The sequence below is a fragment of the Agarivorans sp. JK6 genome (assembly GCF_045277145.1).
GTDB lineage: Bacteria > Pseudomonadota > Gammaproteobacteria > Enterobacterales > Celerinatantimonadaceae > Agarivorans > Agarivorans albus.
In genome coordinates, this window is the sequence record NZ_CP113525.1 from 1,860,796 (window position 1) to 1,887,186 (window position 26,391).

Here is a 26,391-nt window from a genome sequence, read left to right on the forward strand (position 1 = left end):
AATTAGGTAGCCTCCAATAGCATACGCAATGAAGATAGTTGTCGACGAAAATATCCCCTTTGCTCAACAAATTTTAAGTCAACACGGTGAAGTTGTGGCTGTAGATGGCCGAACTATGCAGCCGCAGCAGTTAGTTGATGCTGACGCCTTATTAGTTCGCTCAGTGACCAAGGTAAATCAGCAGCTACTTTCTCAAGCCAACAAACTAAAGTTTGTTGGTACCGCCACCATTGGTACCGAACACGTAGAGCAAAACTATTTAGCTGAGCGAGGCATTGCTTTTGCCAGCGCCCCAGGCTGCAATGCGATTGCCGTAGGAGAGTATGTAGCAACTGCTTTGTTAGCAGCCACTGAGTATCGTTATCAATCATTAGTTGGAAAAACCATTGCGATTGTTGGTGCCGGAAATACCGGTTCACAAGTGGCAAAGCGTGCTGCAGCTTTAGGTATGCAAGTAATGCTTTATGATCCACCACTTGCTGAGCAAGGAACTCTCGATAATTCGGTAAGCTTTGAGCAGGTGCTTGGGGCCGACGTTATTAGTTTACATGTACCATCAACTAAAACTGGTAAGCACCCTACATACCACCTGTTTAATCAACAGGTACTTAGCAAACTCACCCCAGAGCAGATTTTGGTTAATGCTTGTCGTGGGGAGGTCATAGATAACCAAGCCTTGCTAGAATTTGCAGCGCAAGGGAAATCACCGCTATTGGTATTGGACGTATGGGAAGGTGAACCCACTATACTTGAGCCACTAGTGAAGTATGCCTTTATTGCCACTCCGCATATTGCTGGTTATAGCTTAGAGGGGAAAATGCGTGGTACCAGTATGGTGTACCAAGCCATGTGCCAAGCATTAAAGATTGAAGCTAACGATTTAAGTGAGCAGTTGTTACCTGTGCCTGAGTTTTCGCAGATCACCCTCAAAGGAGAGTTAAGTGATTCTCAGCTAACAAAGTTGACCCAACTGGTTTATAACATTTTTGCTGACGATCGCCGTTTTCGCCAGCATGGAGCAAGCCCTTCAGGGTTTGATAAGCTCCGCAAATTTTATCCGCAACGCAGAGAGTTTTCTGCGCTGCAGGTGGTTAATCAACACAAGCAAGCAAACTTAGGTGCGCTTGGCTTTAACATTCAAGAGAACAAGTAATGCAACAGTTTCATAATGTCGCAATTATCGGTGCAGAAAGTGAGCAAAGTCAGCAGTTGCTAAGCCTACTAGAGCAACGAGAGTTTCCTGCTGCGCAGATTTTTCCTTTAAACATCGACGTAGCAGAAGAGCTCGACGAAGAAGAGCAGGAAAGTCGCTTAAAGTGGCAAGGTCAAAGCCTTGAAATTGCTGAAGCACAGTTAGTTAATTGGTCGGAAGTGAGTGTAGCTTGGTTGCTCTCTGGCGAAGAAGCAGCCGTTGATATGGCTGAACAAGCCCGCCAACTTGGTTGTGTGATTATCGACATGGCGCATGCCAACCAAGAAGCTTATTCATGGGTGCATGCCGCGGTTAATCCTGAACAAGTGGCTGAAGGTTTGTCTGAGCGTTGGTTAAATTGCCCAAGTAGTTTAGCTGGGCAACTAGCCTTGCTACTGCACATAATCCAACAAGATGTTGAGTTAGAGCGAGTAGAAGTAAATGCCATGCTGAGCGCGGCAAATAAAGGCAAGCCGGGTGTCGATGAGCTAGCAGGGCAAACAGCGCGTTTGCTAAACGGTTTGCCGGTTGAGCCTAAACTGTTTGCTCAACAACTCGCGTTTAACCTATTGCCAGAGCAGGGCGAGGAAGCATTGCTGGGTGCTAGCCAATTTGAGGCTGAGTTAAGTGAACAGTGTCGAGCCATGTTGCAGTCTCCTGAGCTTAGCATCAATGTAAGCGCGCAACATGTTCCGGTATTCTACGGTGATACTTTGTCACTGCATTTGTACGGAACCTATTCCTTAGATTTGCTAAGCATTAAAGAATGGTTAACGAACCACCAAGCCTTTGAACTGGTAGAAGATGAACTGGTTACGCCGGTAAGTAACATAGCAAACAGCGAATCAATAGTTCTAAGCCGTTTACGCCAAAATCCAAATACAGAAAATGGTGTTAACTTAACTTTAATGGCCAATAACCCGCAATCAGGTGTGGTAGCGAACGCCGCTTTAATCGCAGAAACTTTAATAAAACAATATATTTAAGCGATTTATGTTTAGATAATTGTCAATGCGCCGATAACTCTAGTTGAGGAAAAGCGTAGTAAAATGCGATCTAGGCGTAAACTGTTAGTTGTTTCGCTAGATCGCTGATTGTTAGCTGGTTATATTAAAGCAATAACAAAGGATTGAAGCGATTCAGTCTCCAGGAAGAAAACAAGGAAAAACTATGGGGCGGAAGATTTCCCTCGTTGCATTGTCGGCTGTTTTATCATTTTCAACTCTCAGTACAGCCATCGCACAAGAAACGGGTACCTTTTATGTTGAGTTAGTGGGGCCAGACGAAGTTGTTGGTGAACCTGAACAACAAACATATGGGCCGGTGCGCAGCAATGACACTTTATGGGCTATTGCGAGTTTAAATCGTCCTTCCCGTTCAATCAGCGTGTATCAAATGATGTTCGCAATATTGAATAAAAACCCTCAAGCCTTTAATAATGGCAACATTAATTCCATTATCAACGGTAGTTACCTTTCGCTTCCTACGCTTGAAGAAGCGCAAGCGGTTAATCATCAAGCTGCGGTAAGAGCCTTAGCACCGAAGAAAACCACTAAAGTGGTGGTTAATAAACCGGCGGCACAAACAACTACTACAACGTCTACGCCAGTTGCTACGCCTAAGGCGGTTACTCCCGCTCGCCCAATGGCAGATGCAGGAGCCTTAGAAAAAACCCAAAAAGATTTAGACTCCTTACGTGATCGCCTAGAAACCAGAATTGACGAGCTAGAGCAGTTAAAACGTCAAGAATTTGATGTACTAAAACAGCAAATGGATGAATCTAGCCAGCAGATGGTAGGTTTGGCTGAAGTAAACCATCGCATGAAAATGCGCATTCAAGAGCTAAGTGATGAGCTGGCCAGTATTCGTGAAGAGTTAAACGAAAACCGTCGCAATCAAACTCAAATATTGCAACTGCTAGAAAAACCGAAAATTGACGCCAGTGAGATGGACAAAGAAAGCAGCTCGGGCTTCTTTTCTTCACCATTAAATATTGGCTTAGTGATTTTTATTCCAATTCTGCTTATTGCACTAGTGATTACCTTGCTGTTTAGACGTAAGGCCAAAAAAGAGCTAGAAGAGCAAGATAAGGAAATGGCTGAATCAACCATCAATATGATGGATGATGAAAATGATGAGTTTTCACAGCTATTTAGCGACAACTTAGAGCCTGAAGATGAACAAACCGAAGACTTAAATAGTCAGTTTGAAGAAGATGAGCCAGATCTAAGTGTTGATGAAACGATCCCAGAGCCTGAATCGTTTGAAGATGATACCGATGATTTAGAGCCCGAAATTGAAGAAGCTAGCTTTGAAGACTTTGCTGCTGCGCAAGAAGAAGCTGACCCGATTAGTGAGATTTCTTTAGACGACAGTGAAATGGCGGCTTTAGATGCCTTTGAATCTGGCGACCTTGTTCCCTCTCTAGATGATGCTCTAGAGGAAGAAAGCCCAGCGGAAGAAGATCCTGATGCCGTAATTAGCGCCGATGACCTTGCAGCTGCCTTAGCCATGGACGACGAGGAAGACTTGTTTGAAGTGAGCGAAGAAGGCCCGGTTGATGACGATGAACTTTCATTTGAAGATGCGCTAAAACAGCAGCAAGAAATGGAAGCTGAGTTATCGGAAGTTAGTGAGCAAGAAAAAGTCGATTTAGACAACATTGATCTATCAGCAGAACTAGATGAAGACGAAATAACTACGCTTGATGATCCCACTGCTAGCCTAGAAGATGAGTTTGAGAATTTAGAGGGTGAATCAGGAACGCTTGAAGATGCCGCCGCTGACTTAGCAGCATTAAGTGCTTCCGAAGAAGTAAGTGACGCTGCGGAGTCTGAGAGTTCTGCTGGCGAAGAGCCAGAAGCTTTTGACTTAGATGATGACTTTGTTGATTTAACCGAACTGGAACTTGAAGACCCATCTATTGAGGCTGCGGAGGAAGCTGCTGAAGCAGTTGCCGATAACGTTACCGATATTGGTGATTTTGAAAGCGAGCTTGAAGACCTAGCGCTCGAGCCACTGGCTGAGGAAGAGACGCCTGAGCTATCCACAGATTCACTTAGTGACGATAAGGAAGATGAAGTTTCTGATGATGACATTGATAGCATGTTTGCCAGTTTTGGTTCAGATGCTTTCAATGAAAATGCTGAAGCAACTGAGCAAGATGAACTTCCTTCTCGTAGCGACATCGAAGAACGAGAATTTGTCGACATCGATATGCTTTTAAATGATGCAGACGAAGACAGCACTGACGAAGCCGATCCATACGACAGCCCTAGTTTGGACGTAGAGCTTGATTCGTTCCCAGATGTATTGCCACAAGAGCAACCTGCCGTTGATGTTGACGCAAATGCCGAAATGGCTTCCAAGCTTGATTTAGCGAGAGCCTATTTGGAGATCGACGATCAAGACGGCGCTAAGAAAATTCTTCAAGAAGTGCTAATTAGCGAAGACAAAAGTTTGAAGAAAGAAGCCGAGGAGTTACTTTCTCGCTTTAGCTAAAACTTAGTTATATGGAAAAAGGCAGTGATCTTATCACTGCCTTTTTTGTATCTGCTATTCAACAGAGGGTGCTGATAAAGCGGTGACTTTGTGCTGTCATTTTTTTATCATAGCCGCCAAAGATACAATCAGTGGTAATTTATGCGCATCGCTTTAGGCATCGAATATGATGGTGCCGGTTATTTTGGTTGGCAACGCCAACGAGACGTTCAATCAATCCAGCAAGAATTAGAATCTAGCCTATCTATCGTGGCTAATAGCCCGATAGAAGTGCAATGTGCAGGTAGAACCGATGCCGGCGTCCATGCAACCGGACAAGTAGTGCATTTTGATTCGCCCGTTGAGCGCAAAATGGCGGCTTGGACATTAGGCGTAAATGCTAACATGCCAAAAAATGTTGCCGTGCGCTGGGCTAAACCGGTTAGCGACCAATTTCATGCGCGTTTTAGCGCTACTGCCCGTCGCTATCGCTACGTTATTTATAACAGCCGATTTCGCCCAGCAATCCTTAATCAAGGCTTGAGCTTTTATCATCAGCCGCTAGATATAGAGTTGATGGAACAAGCAGGGCAAGCGCTGCTTGGGGAACAAGACTTCACCTCTTTTCGTGCTGTGCAGTGTCAAAGCCGCAGTCCATTCCGCCGAGTTGAACATCTAAAAGTGAGCCGCTACAACGATTATGTAGTGGTGGACATTAAAGCCAATGCTTTTGTGCATCACATGGTTAGAAATATTGTTGGTAGTTTATTGAAAGTGGGCCAGCAAGAGCGACCTGTAGAATGGATTGCTGAATTATTGGCGGTAAAAGATCGCGCTCAAGCTGCAGCCACTGCCAAAGCGGCTGGTTTGTATTTGGTGCAAGTTGATTATCCCGAAGAATTTGACTTACCGAATTTGCCCATCGGACCGTTGTTTTTGCCAGCAAGTTAAAAAAAACTGTACGATAATGAAGGGTTAGACCAGTTTTATGTAAAATATTTTGGCCAATTGTGGTTTAATTGCCGCCATTCAATGCATTCTGTTATCACGGCGATTTTATCGCCTATTGAGAAGTAAGGTTCCCGATGAGTTGGTTAGAGAAAATTCTTCCGAAAAGTAAAAGTGCTTCTGGTAAGCGACGCAATATTCCAGAAGGTGTATGGACCAAGTGTGCTTCCTGTGAGCAAACTTTATACCGTGCAGAGGTAGAACGTAACCACAATGTTTGTCCCAAGTGTGACCACCATATGCGGATTGGTGCTCGTGACCGCTTAGAAGCCTTCTTAGACCAAGATGGTCGTGAAGAATTAGCGGCAGAGCTAGAGCCTCGCGATAAGCTTAAGTTTAAAGACAGCAAAAAATATAAAGACCGTATTGCCAGCGCTCAGCGCAATACCGGTGAAAAAGACGCATTAGTAGTTATGAAAGGTGAGCTGAAGGGTTTGCCTGTAGTGGCTTGTGCCTTTGAGTTTGCCTATATGGGTGGCTCTATGGGCTCGGTAGTGGGTGCACGCTTTGTAGCCGCAGTAGATAAATGCTTAGCAGAAAATCGTGCCTTGATTTGTTTTTCTGCCAGCGGTGGTGCGCGCATGCAAGAAGCCTTGTTCTCGTTAATGCAAATGGCGAAAACCTCGGCGGCGTTGGCTAAAATGCGTGAAAAAGGTTTACCTTATTTCTCAGTGCTTACGGATCCGACCATGGGCGGTGTATCTGCCAGCTTTGCAATGCTGGGTGATATTAATATTGCCGAGCCAAAAGCCTTAATTGGTTTTGCTGGTCCTCGCGTTATTGAACAAACCGTTCGCGAGAAACTACCTGAAGGATTCCAGCGCAGTGAGTTTTTGCTCGAGAAAGGCGCTATCGACATCATTATTGACCGCCGTAATATGCGTGACCGCATTGCTGGAATGGCTTCAAAAATGATGGGCATTGTAAGCACGGATACCGAGGTGTTGGTTGAGCCTATCGATGCTGATGAAGATTTAGGACCGACTATTTCTGCCAACGAAAAAGAATAATATGTCGTCTAAGAAAGAAACTCAAAGCCGGTCTCTTGCAGACTGGCTTTGTTATTTAGAAGCCCAGCATCATAGCGCGATTGATTTAGGTTTAGAGCGGGTTGCCAAAGTGGCTGAGCACGCAAAACTACGCCATTTAGATGCTACGGTTATTACGGTGGCCGGCACCAATGGTAAAGGGTCTACCTGCGCGCTACTTGAACAGATTTTAGTTGCGCAAGGTTATCAAGTCGGTGTTTATAGCTCACCACATATCCTGGATTATCGAGAGCGAGTCAGAATTAACGGTCAACTGCCCGAAGCCGATGCATTTTGCCAGTCATTTTCTGCCATTGAAGAGCTTCGCCAAGAAACCAGTTTAAGTTATTTTGAGTTTGGTACTCTTGCTGCCGTTTGGATGTTTGCCCAGCAGCCTTTGGATTATGTCATTTTAGAAGTCGGCTTAGGCGGACGTTTAGATGCTACCAATATTGTTGAGCCTGATGTGAGTGTGGTTACAACCGTTGCAGTTGACCATGTAGATTGGTTGGGTGACGACATACAGCAAATTGGTCGCGAGAAAGCCGGTATTTTTCGTGAAAACGGTAAAGTGGTAGTAGGGGACAGTAATATAGTTGCCAGCGTCTTGGAATGTTCGGCACAACTCAACTGTAATCAACTAGTTGCTGGGAGAGAATATCAGCTGGAAAAAGAGGCGGATAGCTGGGCTTATCGTGGCGTAAAGCTGACTTACCAAGGTCTGCCTTATCCTCGTTTGCCTGTAGTGAATGCAGGCGCCGCTATTGCTACCTTAGAACACCTTGGGCTTGAAATACCTAGCGCCGATTTGTCGAAAGCAATCAAAGAGTGGCAACTGGCTGGTCGCTTGCAAGTCATTTCTGACAAGCCATTGGTCGTGGTAGATGTGGCGCATAATCCGCAGTCTGCTAATTACTTAGCCTCTCAATTACCCTCGCTAGCTAATGGCCGTAAAATTATTGCGCTGTGCGCGATGCTGGGTGATAAAGATATGCAACAGTCGGTACAACCTTTAGTTGGTATGGTAGAGCAGTGGCATATTAGCGGTTTAGCTGGACCTCGCGGTGACGATGGTAGTGCATTGGCGAGTTGCTTAGCCTCTCAAGCAAGCTTAACTCGTTACCCGCAGTTGGCTCAGGCTTATTCTGCTGCCCTCAAACTATTAGACGATAACACCATGTTAATTGTGTTTGGTTCTTTTTTTACCGTGGCCGAGATATTAGAATTGTCTTCTTCAGCAACAGCAGAGAGTTAACATTGACTGCACAGTTTAAAAACCGCTTAGTGGGCACCATCTTCTTGGTCGCGTTGGGAGTAATCATTATTCCTGATATTCTTGATGGAAAAAAAACGCGAGTTGAAGAAGAGTTCAATGCGATCCCTTTTGCTCCAAAAGTTGACTCACTCCCCCCTCTGCTTATCGATTTGCCCAATGAGCAAGAGTTGGTCGCTACTGAATTTGCTGATGATGAAAGTAGCACCGAGCAAGCAGCTAGTTCAGAACAGGCAACGAGCACTTCGACAGTTAGTGAAACAAAGCCAGCCACTGAGCCAGTGGATGCTCCACAGCTTGAATTTGCTAAGCCGGCCTATATTGTTCAACTGGGCACATTTAAAAACTCTCAAAATGTTACGCGTTTGGTTGCAAAGCTAAGAGAAGCCGGTTTTCAAGCTCACTCATACCCAGAGCCCGCTGTAGAAGGGGAGTTAAATAGGGTGTTTGTGGGGCCAAATGTATCTAAAAAAACATTAGAACTGCAACAAAGTAAATTGAAGGAACTCACAGGCTTAAGCGGAAAAATTCGCGAGTTTGATCCTTTGTTTAAGTAAGTATGAAAAAATACAAGCACGCATTTTATTTTTGTTTCTGGTAGAATTCGCAGCGTTTTTCAACAAGTAGAAAATTTATGGCTTGGGTAGACTACGTCATCATCGGCGTAATAGTATTGTCGGCATTAATTAGCTTGGTTCGCGGCTTCGTTAAAGAGGCCCTGTCGCTGGTCTCTTGGGTAGCGGCTTTTTTCATCGCATCGCAGTTTTATCACGATCTATCCAGTTACTTCACTCTCATTGAAAATCCCTATTATCGCAGTGGCGTAGCCATTGTTTTGCTGTTTATAGCCACCCTTGTACTTGGTGCGCTGGTTAATTACTTATTTAGTCACTTGGTCAACTCAACGGGTTTAACCGGTACCGATAGGGTACTGGGGATCTGTTTTGGGGCTATCCGAGGGGCATTAGTGGTAAGCGCTTTGCTGTTTGTATTGTCGTTTACCGGTTTTCCAGAATCCTCATGGTGGAAAGGGTCGTTATTGATTCCCGAATTCACCGTGATTGTTCAATGGTTTTTTGAGTTTTTAAAAGATTCTTCTAGTTTTTTACATAACTACCAATCTTAATAAGGAAAAGCTTCATGTGTGGTATTGTCGGCATTGTCGGTGCTAGTCCCGTTAACCAAGCGATTTATGATGCGCTAACAGTTTTACAGCATCGTGGTCAGGATGCTGCGGGTATCGTTACTATTACCGAAGGTATGTTTAAACAACGCAAAGCCAACGGATTGGTAAGAGATGTGTTTGAAGTTAAACACATGCAGCGTTTACGTGGTAATTTGGGTATTGGTCACGTGCGTTATCCAACCGCAGGTAGCTCTAGCGCAGCAGAAGCTCAGCCTTTTTATGTTAACTCTCCTTTTGGTTTAGCCTTGGCACACAATGGCAACTTAACCAATGCTAAAGAGTTACGCGAAGAGATGGCTAAGCGCGCTCGACGTCACATCAACACTACTTCTGATTCAGAAGTGCTGCTTAATGTACTAGCCCATGAGCTAGATAGCATTGTGGAAGATGAGTTATGCGAAAAACAAGTGTTCACTGCGGTTAGCCGTGTACACAAGAAAATTCGTGGTGCTTACGCCGTAGCTGCGTTAATCATTGGCCAAGGTATGGTGGCATTCCGTGACCCTAACGGTATTCGTCCTTTGGTACTGGGTAAGAAAACCAGCGATGAAAATCCAGAGAAAATGGAATACATGGTGGCATCAGAAAGTGTTGCACTTGATGCAGTTGGTTTTGAGTTTGTGCGCAGCGTTGCGCCAGGTGAAGCGGTGTATGTAACTGAAGATGGTCAGTTATTCACTCAGCAATGTGCCGAAAATGCGGCTCACAATCCGTGTATTTTTGAGTATGTATACTTTGCTCGTCCTGATTCAATTATCGATAAAATCTCGGTATACGGTGCACGCGTTAACATGGGCACCAAGTTAGGCGAGAAAATTGCTCGCGAATGGGATGATTTAGATATTGATGTAGTGATCCCAATTCCTGAGACATCCTGTGACACGGCTTTACAAATTGCCATGCATCTTGATTTACCGTATCGCCAAGGTTTCGTTAAAAACCGCTACATTGGCCGTACCTTTATTATGCCGGGTCAAACTCAGCGTCGTAAATCGGTTCGCCGTAAATTGAACGCGATTGATGTAGAGTTTAAAGGCAAAAACGTACTGTTAGTTGACGACTCGATTGTTCGTGGTACTACTTCTGAGCAGATTATTGAAATGGCTCGTGAAGCAGGTGCAAACAAAGTTTACTTTGCTTCAGCGTCTCCTGAAATCCGTTTCCCGAACGTATATGGTATTGATATGCCTTCGGCTAACGAGTTGGTTGCTCATGGCCGCGAAGTTGACGAAATTTGCCAGTTGATTGGCGCTGACGGTCTTATTTTCCAAGACTTAGAAGACCTAATTGTGGCTTGTCGTGAAAGTAACCCTGAGATCCAAACTTTTGAAACTTCAGTATTCAACGGGAAATATGTAACTAACGATATTGACCAAGACTACTTGAACTATTTGGATCAGCTACGTAACAATGATGCAAAGGCTGTTCAGGCTCACGAAGAAGTAGCAAACCTAGAGTTGCATAACGAAGGTAGCTAATCCTTTTGATATTGCTCTAGAATAAAAAAAAGCACCCATTATGGGTGCTTTTTTGTTCTGCTCTTAAGTGCAAATCTACCTAGAAAATTCAGTTTTACTGAACTCAACTCGCTCGAGCGGATTGCGTTCAATGCCTTCGGCAATGATCTTTTCTACAAGTTTAAGACGAGGCAAAATACCTTCGCCATTGGCTATTTGAATAGCCAGGCCTGGTCGGGCATTAAGTTCTAACAGCATTGGGCCATTCGATTTATCCAATACCATGTCGGTACCCAAATAACCCATCCCCGACATCTCATAACAACTAGATGCTAGTTCAAGCAAGCGCTGCCAATGAGGAACCACTAATTCTTTAAGCGGTCGGTCTGTATCAGGGTGTTTTTCTATCGGCCTATCAAATTGAACTGCATGTAAAGCTCGCCCTGAACCGATATCGATACCAACACCTACAGCGCCTTGGTGTAGGTTAGCCTTACCGTCTGAAGCTGCTGTAGACAGGCGCATCATTGCCATCACCGGGTAACCCTGAAAAACGATTACCCGAACATCTGGCACACCTTCAAAGCTAAACCCATCAAAACAAGAGTCAAACTCAATTAGCGCTTCAATTACTGCAACATCGGGGCTGCCGCCAAGTGAGAACAAACCGGCTAAGATGTTTGAGCAATGACGCTTCACATCTTCTTCATGCGCGGGTGCTCCACTGGGTTTAAAAAACACCCCAGACTCTTGCTTAGTAATAACCAATATACCTTTGCCACCAGAACCTTTAGCAGGCTTTATCACAAAGCCAGGGTGTTTGTGCAGTAAGGGAATGATTGATTGAATATCATGTTGAGTGCGCACTACGCCAATAAGTGCTGGTATGGTGACATCATCTCGCTGAGCAATGATCTTGGTTTTAAGTTTATTGTCGACTAGTGGATAAAGTTTACGCGGGTTGTACCGGGCGATATAGCCAGTATTGCGTTGGTTCATCCCCATAATGCCCTTGCGGGCAAGTTTAAAAGGGCTAGTGAATTGACTAAGCATTAGCCCTCCTTATCCGCGAGAGGCTTAAAGCGACGTAGTTCTAATAGGCGGTATCCAGTGTAGTTACCAAGAATTAAAATGATACCTAGTACAATGAATTGAATGCCCATGAAGTTAAAGGTTAAGTGGCGAACGTATTCGTTGTTCATGGCTAAGAAAGCGAGAACGGCTACTAGTAAACTACCGCCACCCTGCATAACTACTTCTTTAGGGCCTTCTTCTTCCCACAGTACCGACATCCGTTCGATGGTCCACGAAAGAATAATCATTGGGAAGAAGGTGATTTTCAAACCTTCCGTTAAGCCTACTTTAAAACTCATTACGCTGAAGATAGAGATAATACCGATCACCGTAATAATCACCGCGGATATTCGCGATACCAGCAGCAAATTCAGATGGGAGAGGTAGCCACGAATCACTAGGCCTGTTCCAACTACCAGTAGGAATCCGATTAAACCAGTCATTAGTGAGGTTTGCATAAATGCCATGGCGATTAGCACTGGCATAAAGGTACCCGAGGTTTTAAGGCCAACAAGTACACGTAGCAAAACCACCATTAATACGCCAATTGGAATAAGCAAAATGCCTTTAAATAGCGCTTGCTCTTCTAAAGGTAAGCTATCGATAGAGAAGTTAAGAAAATCAGCTTCGCTGATTTTAGGGGCAACGGCTGACTGGGCACTTTGCTCAACCAGTAACATTGAGAAAGTCACTTGTGAGTCTTTACCGCCAACAACTTCTAGCAAGCTATTGCCATTGTATTCCCACAATAGGGTGTTGTCTGGCCGGCCTTGAGTTCCGGTTGCTAAATCAAAAATCTGCCAGTCATTTTCGTCTTTAAAAACCTGAATGTATTCAGTAATGCCTTGACGGCGGCGGCCATCTTCTAGCTGTAAGCCTCGAACAATACGTGCAGGCACATCGGCATTATTTAGTAGGTCTACCACTAAACGGTTTTTAGGTTTGTAATCTAAAATTAAACCGGTATTTTGGCTTTTACTGGCAGTTTCACCGGTCAGAGCTTTAATTAACTCGCGAGTAAAGCTATAGGCATCAGCTGAAACTTCTTCGGCTTGCTTAGCTAAGTGATTAGCAGCGGTGAAGTAGGGTTCTGGATATTCGGTAAACGGTGTATCAGGCATTTTCGGCTGATAAATATCTGCCGCTTTAGGGTCTACCAAGAAGTCTACTTTATAGTACATTTCTTGGTGGCCGTCGGCTGTGCGCTTAGTCCAGATGGCGCGAGGGTTATCTTGGTCGTTTACAAAAGATAAGCCATAAGCTAATGACGCTGTTGATTCATGAATACGTGTATAACCACGTTGGGTTAATGGTAAAGCAAGCACTGCTTCAACGCTTTCGCCTTTGGCGTCAAATTCTACCTTGGCTTCAATTGACCAAATCTGGCGCTTTTCGCCAGGAAACCAAGGTACTTCAAATTGAACATGGCGGTAGAGTGTCATGCTTATTCCTATCAGCATGCACAGGGTGACAATAAAGTAAAATATGTTGCGAGAACTCATGGGCATTAATCCTTAAATGTCGGCTTCGCTTGGGTAAACTTTTGGCTTATATCTACCACACTTATATCTTTTAGAAAGCTACGTCCTAGCAGCACTGGGTAACTAAGATGGTTGCGGTCGGTTAGGGTAAATTGGGTCTTTTCTGAAATTGGACCTAACTTAACTAACATCGAAACAACTGGGCGTTTATCCACTTTGTTGGTTGATGATTGAGTAACTTCTGCAGTCCGCACTACTGGGCGTTCTACAATAATATCGCTATCAAGCGTATTGTGGCGCATGTTAAAGCGTACCCAGTTCTTACCATCACGTTCAAATTTCACAATGTCTGTGGCATTAAGTGATGATGTTGCCGCACCAGTATCAATTCGTGCTTGGAAGGCATTTTTTTGCCCTTCTAAACTTACCCATTCAGATTCACCTAACACGGTTTTGTTGCCAAGCTTGTAGCTTGTTTGCTTGCTGCAGCTCTGTGGGGTTGATTTGGAAGTCGCAACTGGCACTGGGGCTATGGCTACCACTTTATCTTCAAGCTGATCAAAACGTTGCTGTTGAGCTTCTAGTTGCTCAGAAATCGACTCGCATTGGCTTAACACTGAAGCCTGCTGAGCCGAAAGCGCTGATAATTGTTCTAGAGTTTGGTCGTTAGATTGAGAGGCTTGTTGGCTCGCACAAGCGGTAAGTGCAAGAGACAATGAAATTATCGAAAGCTTTTTCATAGTTCAAATCCATTAGGCAAAAGTAAAAACTGCGGTTTAAGTGTTTGTTTTAGCATAGCGTATGAAAACTGTTTAGTCTGGATTAATTGCAATTAAAACAGCACGTTTGGGAGCCGGTAGCCCTTCTACAGTTTTCGAATTATCATTTGGGTCTAAGTAGTCTTCGAGTGACTCGTGAGTCATCCATGAGGTACTTCTTTGTTCTTTGGTTGAGGTAACGTCAATATCGACAATTCGTACATCAACAAAGCCGACTTTTTCTAGCCATAATTTTAAGGCTGCGGTACTGGGCAAAAACCAAACATTGGGCATTTTGCCGTACCGGCCAGCAGGCACGAGCACTTGGTTTTCGTCGCCATCTACAACCAAAGTTTCAAGTACTAATTCTCCACCTTTATGCAATTGTTCTTTTAACTGAATAAGGTGGTCCATGGGTGAGCGACGATGATATAGCACTCCCATAGAAAATACCGTATCAAAGGCGCGCAATTTAGGGAGCTCTTGAATACCTAAAGGCAATAAGTGAACGCGTTGGTCATTGTTGGCAAAATTGCGAATGGCTTCAAATTGCATGAGGAATAGGGTTGAAGGGTCGATGCCTACTACAAACTCTGCATCATCTCCTAGCATTCGCCACATGTGATAACCGCTGCCACAACCTACGTCTAATACATAGCGATGTTTAAGTGGAGAGATATGATTACGGATGCGCTCCCACTTCCAATCGGAACGCCATTCTGTGTCGATATTAATCCCATAAACATCAAATGGGCCTTTACGCCAAGGGTGTAAGTGGCGCAGCAAACTCTCAATTTTTTTTCGCTCACCTTCAGGCATTTCTTCAGCTTTACCAATACTGACTTTATCTTTAAGTTCTATATGAGCAGTTGTTTGTTGAGGAAATTTATTAAGTACGCGCTGCCAGCGTGGGAAGTCACCATGAGCATGTTCTTTTTGCCAGTCACCTAATTGTGCTGGAAGTGTATAAAGCCAATGCTTAAGGCGGTTTTTGGCAATTATTTGGTAAAAGTCAGAGAAGTCTATCATTGGTTACAAGAGCTTGATATTACGTAGGTATATGCGGCTAATTGTAGCAAGCTTTAGCGCTTATTGGTGATAAAGCGCTAAAGATACTTGGCTAAAATGGGCATTTGTTCACTAATTGTTCTAATTAACCTTGTCGATTTTTATCCAATTTATACTATGCCCGTTTTCATCTCTCCAGTTGCCGCTATCACAGGCATCTATAGCTTTGCTTGCGATGATGAGTTGATCTTTAAAGTGAAGGCGCATGCCCAGCTGGTGAAATGCGTTGATAGTGGAGTTGTTTAGCGGCTCGTGCGTTCTAACAAATAAAACTAAAGGGCTGCGTTGAGCGATGAAATCATCACGTAAAGCGCTAAGTAGCTGTTGGTTATCATGGCTACTGATACTTGCTAGTGCCAGTGTTTGTCCCTGGTATCGAGCAAGTGCTAAGTAGGGGGCCGGTTTTAGCTGGCTTTGGTTAGAATTATAAGCGCTAAACCACTCAAAACTTTGCTCTTGCCAAGCATAAGATAAGGGGAAGTGAGCACTTTTACTTGAGTTGAAGTTTATCTTTTTGTTGTTAGGTGAATAAGTTCTATAGTTTTGTTGCTGTGCGTCGATATTTAAAGAGGGAAGAGTAGCCACCAAGATACTATCATTAATTGTAGAGCGCGCTTCAGCTGAAAGCGTCTCAAGCTGAGTCATCACAGATGACTGAGTAGCGCTGATGGTGACAGCAGACTGAGAACAATCATTGATGAGCAGTGAGTCATAATCCAGTTGCTCCACTTGCACAGTGGCTTGAACGCTAAAGCTAAGTAACGCAACTGAGGCTAAAACTCTTTCTATAAAAATCATAATTAAATACATAGGGTTAGTGTGAACACAATGATGCTAGCACAAAATCTAAGTAACAAGACAAATGGTCAACAATAAATACAGCAGGAAGCTGGCAAGGGGTAATTGATGGGTAATTTATCGATTAAACAACGTTTAATCTTAACAATCTTAATCCTGTTAGCGGTGTTAAGTGGTGTGCAAGCTTGGTTCCAAGCAAGAACCTTATCCCAAGAAACACGTTTAGATATTGCGGGAGATGCAAAGCAGTTAGCTCAAGCAGCTACCGACCAAGTAAGCCTGTGGTTCGACTCTAAACTTGCGATTGCAAGAGGGATGTCGTCGGATCCTAATTCATCAAGCTTTGTGTCTGATTTAGTGCAAGCCAAGCAAAGTGGCGATTTCATTTATTTTTACTTTGGTAGTAGCCAAGGTGAAATGACCATGCATGACCCGAACGAAACCCTGCCAGACGGATACGACCCAAGAACCCGGCCTTGGTATAAGGGGGCGCAGGCTAATGGTTCGTTTGTCTCAGACCCTTATGTCGATGCCACTTCTGGGCAAATGGTTATATCGGTGGCACAAAGAGTCAGTGGTGGCGTTTACGCTGGTGATTTAGGTTTAGATGTGGTGACTCAACGCGTGTTAAACCTAGCCAGCGAACAAGTTTATCCGGTGATTGTTGACCAGCAAGGTTTGGTGGTGATCCATGGTGATAACAACATGGTGCTTAAGCAAGCCACGGAGTTGTCTCCTGAACTTAGTGCGAGTTTTATTGAGCAAGTTGCCCGCACAGCCGAATTGAGTGAATTACAAGTTAGCGGCAAAGACAGTTTTGTAAGTATAAGCCCAATTGAAGGTACCGAATGGTACTTGATGTTTGTTTATGACAAGAAATTGGCATTGGCGCCAGTTCAAGCCATGGTGCAAAGTTCAGTGATTTTTGCGGTCATTCTTTTTGTCATCATTGCTGTGGTAATGCTTAAAGTGATTTCTGCGATGTTGAAGCCAATTGAAGTTTTAGGCGAGGCGATTAGTGAGCTATCTTCGGGTGACGGCGATTTAACCAAGCGAATTAACATGCAGCGCAATGATGAGATAGGCGCGCTAGCAGACGGCGTAGACCGTTTTATCGACCAATTACATGAGCTGATGAAAGACATCGCCCAAGACGCAGACCGATTACAGCAAGCGGCAGCGCTTACCAATAATTCAACCAGTGAATCTAACCTGCAGATTGAACGCCAGCAAGCTGAAGTGACCCAAGTAGCAACCGCTGTTAATGAGATGGCTGCCACTGCCAATGAAGTGGCTAACAATGCTGAACAAACGGCCGAAGCTGCGCGTGAATCAGCCGATTCTTGTGAGCAAGGTAAAGTATTGATTGGGCGAAACCAACAGCAAGTGAATAGTTTGGCTGGTCAATTAGACGGCGCGGCAGAAACCGTGCAAGAGTTAGAGAGAAACACCCAGGAAATTAGCGATATTTTATCGACTATTCAGGGTATTGCCGAACAAACCAACTTATTGGCGTTAAATGCTGCTATTGAGGCCGCACGAGCCGGCGAGCAAGGGCGCGGGTTTGCCGTTGTTGCCGATGAGGTTCGTAATTTGTCGCAACGTACACAAAGTTCAACTGAAGAAATTAAAGCGATGTTAGAGCGTTTACAGGGCAATACCCATAGCACTGTTCAAACCATGGACGAAAGTCAGCAGTTAGTAAAAATAAGTGTTGAAGAAGCAACTAAAGCTGCAGAAATGCTGGAAAATATTACTAACTCAATTACTCACATTAGTGATATGGCCACGCAGATATCTAGTGCTGCAGAAGAGCAAAGAGCGGTCACCGAAGAGGTTGGGCGTAATACTCAAGGCATTCAAGATGCGTCTTTAGAGCTCGCTGAACAAGCTGCTGGTAGCTCGCAGCGGGCGACCGAACTAGATGAAATCGCTGACAAGTTACATAAAGAAGTTGGCGCGTTTAAAATATAGGTGTTTCAATATAAAAGGCCTGCGAAAGCAGGCCTTTTTGTTTTAACTCAAAAATACTAACCCTGCACCGCCAAGGCAAATTAACATTACATAAAGCGGCAACTTAAACACCCGCAACAAGCAAAAACCTAACAAGGCTAATACTACCTCTAAGTTAGAGTGGATAGCGCTGGTGAAAATAGGTTGATATAGCGCCGCAACAAGTAATCCAACCACTGCCGCGTTTACCATTTGCATTGCAGCAGAGAACTTAGCCTGATTGGCTAGGGCTTGCCAGGCATCAACAAAGGCCAAAACTAACAGAAAACCCGGTAGAAAAATTGCTATTGTGGCAACTAAGGCATAAACAATAGGATTTTGTTCGCCAACTATTGCCCCAAGGTAACTCGCAATGGTGAACATTGGGCCTGGCACCGCTTGCGCTGCAGCGTAGGCGGTTAAAAACTGTTCTTGGTTTACTTCGTTAACCAAGGTTTGTTGTAGCAGTGGCAGAACAACATGACCACCACCAAATACCCAACTGCCTGCTTGATAAAATTGACTAAAGCTTGCCGCTAGCTGTGGCAGGTCTAAAAAGGCCAGTAAAAGCAACGCACCAAATACCACTAAATAAGGCAGTTTAATGGAGCCGGATGGTTTATTTTGTTTGGGTTCTAAGGGCTTGAGCGCGAGTAGTTTTTTGTGCAAGGAAAATCCTGCAATTGCCGCAATAGCTAAACACAGTAGTTGAGTACTTAAATTTGGAAGCAATAACAAAGCGGACGCAGTGATAAAACAAGCACTGCTTAAATATAAATTACTACAAAACTGACCGTACATTTGGCGAACAGCATCCACTACAACAACCAAAGCAGCAATCTTTAAACCAGCGATTAGCCCCAACACTAAAGGATTATTATTGCTATAGCTTGCCGCTAGAGCCAAGGCTGTCATGAGGACTGCTGAGGGCAGGGTAAAGCCAATAAAAGCCGCTATTGCACCTAGCTTTCCTGCGCGGCGCAAACCTATAGCAAAACCCACTTGCGAAGAGCCTGGGCCGGGTAGGAACTGGCTTAAAGCAACCAAGTTTGCATATTCTTGCTGACTCATCCAGTTTCGGTTATCAACAAACTCTTGTTTAAAAAAGCCAATATGCGCAGCTGGGCCACCAAAACTGACCAAACCCAAGCGAAGAAAGGTGATAAATACTTCTATTATTGCTGTCATCATTCTTAATGTAATAAGCAAAAATCAGATTTTATGAAGCTTTTGTTACAGAAATATTTCCTCTAGCAAATTGTTTAGCATGTACTTAGTTACTGCAGTGAAATAAGCTTAATTGGCATTGAACGAATTAAAGGAATAGGTCGTTTTTCATGAGTGCTCATAATAATGCCTTAAAGCGTTGGCTATTAATCTTCGGTATCTTGCTGATGCAAGCTTGTAGTACTAAGCCTGAGAGGTATTCTTGCGAAGGGGCGTTAACTGACTTAGACCATTTGCTTAGCAGCGAGGTTGGAACGCTCAATGCCAAGCGTATACCCAAGCATCCTGGCTTGCGCTACGATCGGTTTATTTACAGCTTTATTAGTGAGCGAGATAGTGGCTCAGATATTGGTCAGCAAGATCTTATCAGCTATATGAGCGATGCTGCTAAAACGGGTTTATTGCTAGAGTGGCAGAACCTAACTAGTCAACAAATGAGTGAATGGAAGCAACGTTATCCAGAGTATTCACAAAGTACTTTTATTGATAGCTGTGTGGCGCAAGCTAAACAACAATATTTAGCTCAAGCAACACAAAGCGCAGAGCTGCTAGATAGCTTATTACCAGATGATGATTACTCAGATACCGCAAAATTTTTTGGCATATATCCTATTAGCTCCAAAGTATTTGCTAGCGCCGTTAAAAAAGAACAGCAGAGCTTAAAAGCGCATTGGCAGCAAGCGTCACTAAAAGCCTATTCTGGGTTTAAGCAAGAACAAGCTGTCCTATATATCCCTAAACCGCTTAAACATGGCTTGGCAACGCCATTAAGCCTTAATCACTTAGGGCAGTTAAGTAATGAGCAGCAAGCTCAGCGCTTGCTGAATAAGTTTGCGCCACAGTGGTTAATAGAAAATTCGAGTCAAGATAACCTGCCAGGTAAGCCGGTTTGGCAGGGCCAACAGTTGCAAGTAGATATCGATACAGCCACTAGCTTCTCACTTATTAGCTATGGCAGATACCAGCAGCAAACCACCATTCAACTCAATTATGTTATGTGGTTTAAACAACGCCCTAAACTTAGCGCTGTTGATTGGGTAGCTGGGCAGCACGATGCAGTTATTTTTCGTATTCACTTAACTCCTCAGTTAGAGATACTGGCTTACGATAGTATTCATCTCTGTGGCTGCTGGTATACCCTCATGCTGCCAAAAGGCCAACCCTATCAAGCTTTGCAAGATAGTGCCCAAGAGCCAGTATTGATGTATAGGGTGGATGCTCAAACTAAAATGCGTATTAGCATTAGTGCCGATACGCATCAAATTGTGGGATTAGCTCCGGCCGAAGAAAATACTGAGCTAAAAACCATTGAGTACCAGTCTTTAGCTTGGCAGCAATTAAATTTATTGGCTAAAGCTGATCTGACACAAAGCGTATTTGATAGACAGGGCTATGTTCATGGCTCGCAGCGCTTGGAGCGTTGGTTTTTTTGGCCAATGGGAGTAAAGCAACCGGGTAGTTTGCGTCGCTTTGGTGACCATGCAATAAGCTTTGTTGGCGAACGGTATTTTGACCAAGCTTACTTGTTAGAAGATTTAGGTGTGCAATAATGCCTTACACTTCCTTTAGTATCTTGCTAACTATATAAAATATTTAGGAATAAAGACTATGAGTTACGATACCAACAATATCTTCGCTAAAATCTTACGTGGTGAAATGAGTTGCTTAAAAGTTTATGAAGATGAACACACCTTGGCGTTTATGGATATTATGCCGCAAGCAGATGGCCACACCTTAGTTATTCCTAAAGAAGCTGCTGAGACCTTACTGGACCTGTCTGATGACGCCGCTGCTGCCACCATTAAAACGGTGAAAAAAGTGGCAAAAGCGGTTAAGCAGGCCATGGATGCTGAAGGCGTGAGTTTAGTGCAATTTAATGGCGCAGCTGCTGGGCAAACGGTTCCTCATATTCATTTCCATATTATTCCTGGCTCTTTAGCCGAAGCGCGTAGCCATGCTAGAAACATGGTGGACAATGAAAGCCTGCAACCTTTTGCAGATAAAATCTCAGCCTTATTGGCGAGTTAACGACATAATAGCTAGAGCCTGCTTTTATTTAAGAGCAGGCTCGGCTAACTGGCTCAGAGTTACTTAATGGCCACCAATGAGCCAAAATTAAAACACTGAAACCAAAGTTCACTGGCCGAAAAACCTGCGTCAGCAAAACGTTGTTTATGTTGCTCTATGGTATCTGGTACCAGTACATTGTCTAAAGAACTGCGTTTTTGGCTGATTTCTAGTTCGCTATAGCCATTAGCTCGTTTGAAATCTAGATGAAGTTCGCTAATTAAGCCTTGAATACTTGCTTGGCTAAAATGAAATTTTTCACTCACTATTAATATTCCGCCAGCCTTCATGCCTTTGTGAATTTTTTTCAGCAACGTTAAACGTTGTTCTTGGGCAACAAACTGCAGAGTGAAGTTAAGTACTACTACAGACGCCTCACTTATTTCAATATCGCAAATATCCTCGCAGATAACGGCAACTGGCACAGAGCCACGAAAAGCATCTAAATGTTTTTGGCAGCGCTCAACCATGGCAGGTGAGTTATCTACGGCAATAATCTCTACGTTTTCTTGTTTTACCGCTCGGCGCATCGCAAGTGTGGCTGCGCCTAAAGAACAGCCTAAATCATACAGCTTGCTATTAGGCTGGTGGAACTGTTCAGTTAAGTGTCCAATGGTGGAAATGATGTTGCTGTAACCAGGCACAGAACGTTGAATCATGTCGGGGAATACTTCCGCAACTTGATCATCAAATTTAAATTCGCCCAGCTGAGTAATGGGTTGAGAGAAAAGTTTATCTTTGCCTTGCATGGCGGAGTCTCGTAGAAAACGTGTGTGAATTAAGTGCTAATAATCGTAAAGCGGGCTATTGTAACCAGCAATTTCCTGCTTGTCTTTGGCAAATTTAAGTCCTTCGCTAGATTTATTGCTCTATCACTATTCTTATTTGTAGTCGCTTTCCTTTATACTATCGCCCTTTCACTGAACAAAGCTAACAAGAGCTTTGTTCAAGATGATTATTCGCTGAAATTTTAAAACGTAAAACGGGAAAGGCCAAATGCGCACTGTTTACTGTGGACAAGTAACCAAAGAGCTAGTTGATCAAGAAATAAATTTAGTGGGTTGGGTAAATCGACGCCGTGATTTGGGCGGTGTAATCTTTATCGATTTACGTGACCGAGAAGGCATTGTGCAAGTGGTGTTTGATCCGGATCGTGAAGACGTATTTAGCACAGCAAATAGCTTGCGTAATGAGTTTTGTGTTCGACTAAAAGGTCGTGTGCGTGCTCGTCCAGATAGCCAGATAAATAGCGATATGCGTACTGGTGAAGTTGAGTTGTTAGGTTTAGAGCTTGAGATTTTAAACCGTTCAGCACCATTGCCATTAGATAGCAATCAAGACAACTCGGAAGAGCAGCGCTTAAAATACCGCTACTTAGATTTACGTCGCCCTGAAATGAGCGAGCGTATGGTGTTCCGCGCCAAAGTAACCGGCTTTGTTCGTCGTTTTATGGAAGACAATGGCTTCTTAGATATTGAGACGCCAATTCTTACCAAAGCTACGCCAGAAGGCGCGCGTGATTACTTGGTACCAAGCCGCACTCACAAAGGCCAGTTTTTTGCCTTGCCTCAATCGCCGCAAATCTTTAAGCAATTGCTAATGATGTCGGGCATGGACCGTTACTACCAAATCGTAAAATGTTTCCGTGATGAAGATTTACGTGCTGATCGCCAACCGGAATTTACGCAGATTGATATTGAAACTTCATTCATGAGCTCAGACGAAGTAATGGCTGTTACCGAGCAAATGGTTCGTGAGTTGTTTGTTTCGATGTTAGACGTAGATCTTGGCGAGTTCCCGCAAATGACTTACGCAGAAGCAATGCGTTTGTACGGTTCAGACAAGCCCGATTTACGAAACCCTATGCAGTTGGTAGATGTTGCTGACTTGCTTAAAGATGTTGAGTTTAAAGTATTCTCAGGCCCTGCAAATGACGAAAAAGGCCGTGTAGCGGTATTACGTGTACCGGGTGGCGCAACACTTTCTCGTAAGCAAATTGATGATTACGGCAAATATGTTGGGATTTATGGGGCTAAAGGTCTTGCCTGGATGAAGGTGAATGACTTAGCTGCAGGTTTTGAGGGCTTACAATCTCCTATTCTTAAGTTCTTAAACGAAGAAGTTGCCAAAGGCATTGTTGAGCGCAGTGGTGCGCAAGATGGTGACTTGATTTTATTTGGCGCAGATAAAGCTAACGTTGTATGTGAAGCGATGGGCGCACTTCGTTTGAAAGTGGGTGAAGACTTAGGCTTAGTATCTGATGAGTGGAAACCGCTTTGGGTTGTAGATTTCCCAATGTTTGAAGAGGTGGATGGTCAATTCCACGCGATTCACCACCCATTCACCGCTCCAGTAGCTGGTGTATCGGCCGAGCAATTGGCCGCGTCTCCAGCAGGTGTATTATCTAATGCCTATGATATGGTGCTAAATGGCTGTGAGCTTGGTGGTGGTAGTGTGCGTATTCACAAACAAGATATGCAAGCTGCGGCCTTTAAAGTGCTAGGTATTAGTGATGAGGAAGCACAAGAGAAGTTTGGTTTCTTGTTAGAAGCTCTACAATACGGTGCTCCACCACACGCAGGTTTAGCTTTTGGTTTAGACCGCTTAGTGATGTTAATGACTGGTGCAAGCTCAATTCGCGACGTGATGGCTTTCCCTAAAACTGCCACTGCGGCTTGTCCGCTAACTAGTGCACCTAGTGCAGCTAACCCGGTAGCTCTCGAAGAGTTAGCATTAAATGTAAAACTGCCTGAGTAGTTTTAAGCAAAGTAAAAAAGGCGAGCATCTAGCTCGCCTTTTTTGTATCGATTAATTCTTACAAACCAGTTAACTACTGTGACTAGAATGACTCGGCGCTTGAGGGATTTTGAACAAGGGGTGCAAGTGCAAAACATTGCCATCTTTATCTAATAATGCGCCTTTCTCGTTACATTGTTGATAAAAGGCCAAGGCTTCTTGCTTAGTTTGCGGTCGACCAAAGAAGTAACCTTGTACTTTGTCAAAGCCATTTTTCTTTAGCCAATTGGCATGCTCTAGAGTCTCTACTCCCTCTACCAATATCTCGTAATCGAGAGTATCCATAAGCGTACGCATACTTAATACAATATTTTGGGTAGACACAGAGGTAATGGCGTTATGACCAAACTCACGGTCAAATTTAATTTTGTCACAGGCTAGGTTGCTTAAGTAGCTGAGTGAAGTAAAGCCTTTACCAAAGTCATCAAAGGCTACGCGAATACCCGCGGCTCTAATTTCATTGAGTTGGGATTTAACTTGCTGATAGCTTTGTACTGCAACACTTTCGGTAATTTCAAGTTCTAGGTAATTACTGCCTACGTTTACAGTTTTAAATTTGCTGATGAGTTTTTGAGCGAAGTGTTTATCTTCAAATTGTCGCCCGCTGATATTGAAGGCAATGGTTAATTCTTCATAGCCTTTGCTGGTAAGCTCTTCAAGCAAGGCTAAAGATTTGTCGATTACCCAGTAACCCAACGGCAGTATGTGCCTACCTGATTCAACGGTATCGAGGAACTGGCCGGGATTCATAAGACCTTGAGTAGGATGATTCCAACGGAGTAGTAATTCAAAGCCGGTGACTCGCTGGTGTTGCATAGACACTTGCGGTTGCAAGTAAAGCTCTAGTTCATTGTTGCTCATGGCATTTTGGAATTGATTCTCAATGGTGAACACCATGTCGTTCTGACGGGCTAATTCAATATCAAAATGGGTGCAGCAGTTCCTACCTTTACGTTTTGAAGAATACATGGCTAAGTCAGCATATTTTACTAACAGTTGCGGCTCGTATTCGGCTTGCTTGGCGGTGGCAATACCAATACTTAGAGTCACTTTCATCGAAATACCGGAAATAGTAATGTCGCGAGATATCTCTTGAGCCAGGCTATAAGCAAAGCCCAATACACTGTCTTTGTCTTTTTGATTGATAAGTAGAGTGAACTCATCGCCGCCAAGTCGGAACGTACTTGAAGCGAATTGACTGAGTCGCATAATGCGCTTGGCCACTTGTACTAATAGTAAATCACCAAAGTCATGGCCTAAGGTATCGTTAATGGTTTTGAAGTTGTCGAGATCAATGTAAATCAGGCTGAGCTCTTCGCCTTGCTTAGCTGCTTCTTCTAATGCTTCACTAAGTTGCTTCAAAAAAGCCGTTCGATTAGGCAACTCTGTGAGTGGATCTTCCATGGCCATTTTCTCAAGAACTTTGGTATTAGCCGCGATGCTTGAGCGCATTTCTGAAAAGCTGTTGGCAAGCTCAATGGATATGTGGTCTAAGGAATCAAATTCATCATTAAATAGGTGTAACTTGTTTTGTGGCTTGTAGCTTTCGTTCTCTAAAATAGTCGGTAAGCTGGCGGTGTGGTAGCGCAGGTTACTCAGTGGGCGGCGCATCAGCAAAAGGCCAATCGCAATGGCCAGGGCCATGGTAAACAATAGCAGCATAGTTAGCTGGTTTTCGAAGCGAGTTTGTAAGAAAACTTGTTCGCTCCAATCCTTAAGAATCACCAACTTAAGGGTGCTGTTTGAACTGTCTTTGATGGGGTAGAGCTTACCAACAATGGTTTTATCTTCTACTTTAAACTCCATATTGTCGTGATGCCGATACTCGATGGCGCTGTCGAACCATTGCTGGCTTAGTACCTGAGTATTGGTGGCTAACAATATGCTTTTGTATAAAGGGCGGTCTAAATCGACTATCGCCAGTTCAATATCATCGCGTTGGGTTACGTTAATTAAGGCATCTGCCAATTCAAGTTGAAAGGCTAAAACCCCTTGCTCTGCGTTGCGGGTTCTAATTGGCAGGGAAATCCACAAATGACAAACTTCGAAACATTCGATGAGGCGCATCGGTTTAGAGCGCAAGGTGACTTGTTCAAGTAGCTCTTTGGGTGGGGGAGAGTCAAGTACGCTGCAGGCATAATTATCTATGGCAAATACCGTACAACCGTTAGCTATTGGCATTAACCATTGTAAATCTGGTAACTGCCTATTTAGGTAACGTTCCAGGTCTTGCATGCTTTCTGCTTGGCTCAGAAGGGTTTGAGCTTCAAAAATGTATGTGATGCTATCGCTTAAGCGTTCTATTTGGTCGTTGAATTCTAAAGCGTAGTTATCTAAATAGCTTAATTTTAATTGGGCTTGTTGTTTTTGATAGTGCTCCATTGCGGTTAAACCAAAAATAGAGACAACAATGCCCGCCGCGAGAATGAGCACCAAAGTGAGTTTTAGTCGCACGCTAACGTAGCGATTTTTTAGATCCACCAAGGGGAACTTGCTTAACTTCATT

General features: G+C 43.9%; 21 protein-coding genes. 13 read left to right on the forward strand and 8 right to left on the reverse strand.

The features are described from left to right. Positions 1-28 precede the first annotated feature (28 nt). The 9 genes from OV592_RS08855 (at position 29) to purF (ending at position 10,645) form a co-directional block, all read left to right on the forward strand. A complete protein-coding gene (locus OV592_RS08855; protein WP_406611131.1) occupies positions 29-1,153 on the forward strand; it encodes a 4-phosphoerythronate dehydrogenase in 1,125 nt (374 codons plus the stop codon). Further along, positions 1,153-2,178: an Asd/ArgC dimerization domain-containing protein gene (locus OV592_RS08860; protein WP_406611132.1), complete on the forward strand. Its 1,026-nt coding sequence runs from the start codon at positions 1,153-1,155 to the stop codon at positions 2,176-2,178. The genes OV592_RS08855 and OV592_RS08860 overlap by 1 nt, the downstream gene beginning before the upstream one ends. A 184-nt stretch (positions 2,179-2,362) precedes the next feature. Beyond that, complete coding sequence (locus tag OV592_RS08865; protein WP_406611133.1) at positions 2,363-4,693, forward strand: FimV/HubP family polar landmark protein; 2,331 nt, start codon at positions 2,363-2,365, stop codon at positions 4,691-4,693. 141 nt (positions 4,694-4,834) lie between these two features. After that, complete coding sequence (gene truA / locus OV592_RS08870) at positions 4,835-5,623, forward strand: tRNA pseudouridine(38-40) synthase TruA (RefSeq protein WP_152781083.1); 789 nt, start codon at positions 4,835-4,837, stop codon at positions 5,621-5,623. A gap of 134 nt (positions 5,624-5,757) precedes the next feature. Continuing rightward, on the forward strand, positions 5,758-6,690 hold the full coding sequence (gene accD, locus OV592_RS08875) for an acetyl-CoA carboxylase, carboxyltransferase subunit beta (RefSeq protein WP_152781081.1): 933 nt from the start codon (positions 5,758-5,760) through the stop codon (positions 6,688-6,690). Position 6,691: 1 nt separating this feature from the next. Next, positions 6,692-7,963: a bifunctional tetrahydrofolate synthase/dihydrofolate synthase gene (folC, locus tag OV592_RS08880; RefSeq protein ID WP_406611134.1), complete on the forward strand. Its 1,272-nt coding sequence runs from the start codon at positions 6,692-6,694 to the stop codon at positions 7,961-7,963. A 2-nt stretch (positions 7,964-7,965) separates the two neighbouring features. Further along, the gene (locus tag OV592_RS08885) at positions 7,966-8,538 is read left to right on the forward strand and encodes an SPOR domain-containing protein (RefSeq protein WP_406611135.1); all 573 of its coding nucleotides are present in this window, start codon (positions 7,966-7,968) and stop codon (positions 8,536-8,538) included. A gap of 77 nt (positions 8,539-8,615) precedes the next feature. Further along, the gene (locus tag OV592_RS08890) at positions 8,616-9,107 is read left to right on the forward strand and encodes a CvpA family protein (protein ID WP_016403410.1); all 492 of its coding nucleotides are present in this window, start codon (positions 8,616-8,618) and stop codon (positions 9,105-9,107) included. Between the two features lie 14 nt (positions 9,108-9,121). Beyond that, positions 9,122-10,645, forward strand: coding sequence for an amidophosphoribosyltransferase (gene purF, locus OV592_RS08895; protein WP_016403409.1), 1,524 nt, complete (start codon positions 9,122-9,124; stop codon positions 10,643-10,645). Positions 10,646-10,720: 75 nt separating this feature from the next. Here purF and OV592_RS08900 read toward each other — a convergent pair whose 3' ends face one another. The 5 genes from OV592_RS08900 to OV592_RS08920 all read right to left on the reverse strand — a co-directional run bounded on the left by OV592_RS08900 (position 10,721) and on the right by OV592_RS08920 (position 15,803). Continuing rightward, positions 10,721-11,677, reverse strand: a complete 957-nt coding sequence (locus tag OV592_RS08900) for an alpha-L-glutamate ligase-like protein (protein ID WP_016403408.1) — start codon at positions 11,675-11,677, stop codon at positions 10,721-10,723. Continuing rightward, complete coding sequence (locus OV592_RS08905; protein WP_040307570.1) at positions 11,677-13,200, reverse strand: inactive transglutaminase family protein; 1,524 nt, start codon at positions 13,198-13,200, stop codon at positions 11,677-11,679. The genes OV592_RS08900 and OV592_RS08905 overlap by 1 nt, the downstream gene beginning before the upstream one ends. 5 nt (positions 13,201-13,205) lie before the next feature. After that, positions 13,206-13,919 carry an ATP-dependent zinc protease gene (locus OV592_RS08910; RefSeq protein WP_016403406.1) on the reverse strand — a complete coding sequence of 238 codons (714 nt, stop codon included), beginning with the start codon at positions 13,917-13,919 and terminating at the stop codon, positions 13,206-13,208. A 72-nt stretch (positions 13,920-13,991) separates the two neighbouring features. Next, positions 13,992-14,966 carry a tRNA 5-methoxyuridine(34)/uridine 5-oxyacetic acid(34) synthase CmoB gene (gene cmoB, locus OV592_RS08915; RefSeq protein ID WP_016403405.1) on the reverse strand — a complete coding sequence of 325 codons (975 nt, stop codon included), beginning with the start codon at positions 14,964-14,966 and terminating at the stop codon, positions 13,992-13,994. A 120-nt stretch (positions 14,967-15,086) separates the two neighbouring features. Then, the gene (locus OV592_RS08920; protein ID WP_406611136.1) at positions 15,087-15,803 is read right to left on the reverse strand and encodes a hypothetical protein; all 717 of its coding nucleotides are present in this window, start codon (positions 15,801-15,803) and stop codon (positions 15,087-15,089) included. Between the two features lie 108 nt (positions 15,804-15,911). Here OV592_RS08920 and OV592_RS08925 point away from each other — a divergent pair, with 108 nt between their 5' ends. Then, positions 15,912-17,777 carry a methyl-accepting chemotaxis protein gene (locus tag OV592_RS08925; RefSeq protein WP_406611137.1) on the forward strand — a complete coding sequence of 622 codons (1,866 nt, stop codon included), beginning with the start codon at positions 15,912-15,914 and terminating at the stop codon, positions 17,775-17,777. Positions 17,778-17,819: 42 nt separating this feature from the next. On the opposite strand, the gene chrA is transcribed toward OV592_RS08925, so the two are convergent. Then, entirely contained in the window at positions 17,820-18,986 is a 1,167-nt protein-coding gene (chrA, locus tag OV592_RS08930; protein WP_406611138.1) for a chromate efflux transporter, read from the reverse strand. A gap of 146 nt (positions 18,987-19,132) precedes the next feature. On the opposite strand from chrA, the gene OV592_RS08935 reads away from it, so the two are divergent. After that, positions 19,133-20,572, forward strand: coding sequence for a hypothetical protein (locus OV592_RS08935; RefSeq protein ID WP_406611139.1), 1,440 nt, complete (start codon positions 19,133-19,135; stop codon positions 20,570-20,572). A gap of 58 nt (positions 20,573-20,630) precedes the next feature. Beyond that, positions 20,631-21,050, forward strand: a complete 420-nt coding sequence (locus tag OV592_RS08940) for an HIT family protein (protein WP_406611140.1) — start codon at positions 20,631-20,633, stop codon at positions 21,048-21,050. Positions 21,051-21,109: 59 nt separating this feature from the next. On the opposite strand, the gene cmoA is transcribed toward OV592_RS08940, so the two are convergent. Continuing rightward, on the reverse strand, positions 21,110-21,838 hold the full coding sequence (gene cmoA / locus OV592_RS08945) for a carboxy-S-adenosyl-L-methionine synthase CmoA (protein WP_338625756.1): 729 nt from the start codon (positions 21,836-21,838) through the stop codon (positions 21,110-21,112). A 247-nt stretch (positions 21,839-22,085) separates the two neighbouring features. Here cmoA and aspS point away from each other — a divergent pair, with 247 nt between their 5' ends. Then, on the forward strand, positions 22,086-23,846 hold the full coding sequence (gene aspS, locus OV592_RS08950) for an aspartate--tRNA ligase (RefSeq protein ID WP_406611141.1): 1,761 nt from the start codon (positions 22,086-22,088) through the stop codon (positions 23,844-23,846). 69 nt (positions 23,847-23,915) lie between these two features. Here the strand turns inward: aspS and OV592_RS08955 are convergent, their stop codons facing one another. Further along, a complete protein-coding gene (locus OV592_RS08955) occupies positions 23,916-26,390 on the reverse strand; it encodes a putative bifunctional diguanylate cyclase/phosphodiesterase (RefSeq protein ID WP_406611142.1) in 2,475 nt (824 codons plus the stop codon). Between the last annotated feature and the right edge of the window lies 1 nt (position 26,391).